At 63.7% G+C, this 1,973-nt stretch carries 3 protein-coding genes; all 3 read left to right on the forward strand.

Features of this window, described 5'->3' with window-relative positions:
- Positions 1 to 255 (forward strand): DUF3487 family protein (locus BZK42_RS27720; protein WP_143329777.1); only part of this gene is annotated, 255 nt, incomplete at its 5' end.
- On the forward strand, positions 255 to 911 hold the full coding sequence (locus BZK42_RS27725) for a PFL_4703 family integrating conjugative element protein (protein WP_080861550.1): 657 nt from the start codon (positions 255 to 257) through the stop codon (positions 909 to 911). The genes BZK42_RS27720 and BZK42_RS27725, both read left to right, overlap by 1 nt.
- A gap of 20 nt (positions 912 to 931) precedes the next feature.
- On the forward strand, positions 932 to 1,813 hold the full coding sequence (locus tag BZK42_RS27730) for a TIGR03749 family integrating conjugative element protein (protein ID WP_249025192.1): 882 nt from the start codon (positions 932 to 934) through the stop codon (positions 1,811 to 1,813).
- The last annotated feature ends 160 nt before the right edge of the window (positions 1,814 to 1,973 follow it).

Here is a 1,973-nt window from a genome sequence, read left to right on the forward strand (position 1 = left end):
TTTGTGGTGCCGTTCGCGGGCTGGATTGCCTTTCCCATGCTGGCCATCCTGATGCCCCTGCCGGTGGCCTGGTTCAGCGGCGACTGGCTGACGCGTTACAAGCGTAACAAGCCGGATAACTACCTCTGGCAGCACGTCACGCTGCAGCTTGCCCGGGCGACCGGCAGCACGGAAGGCAGCTGTCGTTACGGCGGGTACCGTTTCTTTACGGACTGCCCCTGCCGGGAAATCCGGCGCACCGGGAGACGTCGCTGATGAGCCGCTTTCGTAACGCGCTGTCCGAGCGCGACAGCCATATTCTGACACTTCGCATTGCCTGTGGGGTATTGGGCATTCTCGCGGCGTTCTCGATGGCTGGCTGGATGCTGGCCCCCCGCGACCTGACCGTGCATGTGCCACCGGACCTGCGTTCCGGCAGTACGCAGAAGTGGTGGGAGGTACCTGACCCTACCGTCTACAGCTTCGGTTTTTACATCTTCCAGCAGCTCAACGCCTGGCCGAAGAATGGTGACGCGGACTATCCGGCGCGGATTGCGCAGATGAGTCCGTACCTGACGCCGGGCTGCCAGGATTTTCTCAACAAGGATGTGAAGCTGCGCCGCGCGCACGATGAACTGCGTGACCGGGTACGCATGGTGTATGAAATTCCGATGCAGGGCTACAACAGCAACAGCGTGCGGGAAACCAGCCGCGACAGTTGGGTGGTAAACCTGGACCTGGTGGCGGATGAATACTATCACGCGGTGCTGGTCAAGCGTGCCCTGACCCGCTATCCGCTGCGGGTGGTGAAGTGGGAGGGCGACCCGGAGCGTAACCCGTTCGGACTGGCGCTGGACTGTTATGCCGGCACCCCGCAGCGACTGCAGGTGTCGGGACTGAGCGAGATGGACAACACCGGGAGGCGCGAATGAAACACGGCCGCAGTTTTGTCATGTTGTTGCTGACGGCCACGCTGTACAGCCCGTTCAGCCACGCGGTGGAGCTGATGAAGTGGGAGCGTATCCCGCTGCAGGTACCGCTGACGGTGGGCCAGGAGCGGATAGTGTTCGTGGACAAAAACGTGAAGGTGGGATTTCCGGCGTCGCTGGAAGGAAAGCTTCGTATCCAGAGCAGCGGCGGGGCGGTATACCTCGATGCCCGCGCGGCTTTCCCGGCGACCCGTCTGGTGCTGAAGGACGTGGAAAGCGGGGAGATGGTGCTGATTGACGTCAGCGCCACCGACGGCAAAACGGTCCGGGAGCCGGTACAGATTGTGTACCACGGGACAGTGGAGAGCACCACCCGGGCCGGACAACCTGACGGGAACAATGCTGTTGCTTCAGACACCGGGCGCGGCAGTGGCAGACGTGAACCGGCGACAACTCCGGTCTCCCGTCCGCCCCCGAAACTGAACGGTCCGCTGCCGGTGGTGCTGACCCGCTATGCGGCCCAGACGCTGTATGCCCCGCTGCGTACGGTGGAAGCCCTGCCCGGTGTTCATCCCCTCCCGCTTCGCCTGCCGTCGCATATCACCACGCTGTACCCGTCTGAGCCCGTTGATATCCGCCCGCTGGCCGCCTGGGGGCGGGGAGAGTACAGCGTGGTGGCACTGAAGGTGCGTAACACCGGCAGCGGAAAGGTGGTGACGGACCCGCGGGCGCTTACCGGACGGTTTGTGGCGGCGACGTTCCAGCACCGCTGGCTGGGACCGGCCGGGCAGCCGGAAGACACCACCACGCTTTACCTGGTGATACAGGGGCGGCCGGAGGTGGCGTTTATTGCTGAACCCGCAGTAACGACACCTGCGACAAAAGGGAAGGGAGGTAAGCGCTGATGGCCACCCTGAAATCCAACGCCCTGGTGAAGGTGTTGATCCCGGCAGTCGTTCTGGCCGCGGCGGCCGTTGGCATGCGCGCCTGTACGTCCGGTACCCCGGAGAAGACAACGACACAGCAGGTTCCCCTGCCGCAGCTGACCCCTGAGCAGTTGCGGGA

This window comes from Citrobacter braakii (genome assembly GCF_002075345.1).
Taxonomy (GTDB): domain Bacteria; phylum Pseudomonadota; class Gammaproteobacteria; order Enterobacterales; family Enterobacteriaceae; genus Citrobacter; species Citrobacter braakii.

What these genes read in the sequence shown, in the direction of transcription:
- BZK42_RS27725 (WP_080861550.1), top strand. Translation starts at nt 255, where the DNA reads ATGAGCCGCTTTCGTAACGCGCTGTCCGAGCGCGACAGCCATATTCTG.
- BZK42_RS27730 (WP_249025192.1), top strand. Translation starts at nt 932, where the DNA reads ATGTTGTTGCTGACGGCCACGCTGTACAGCCCGTTCAGCCACGCGGTG.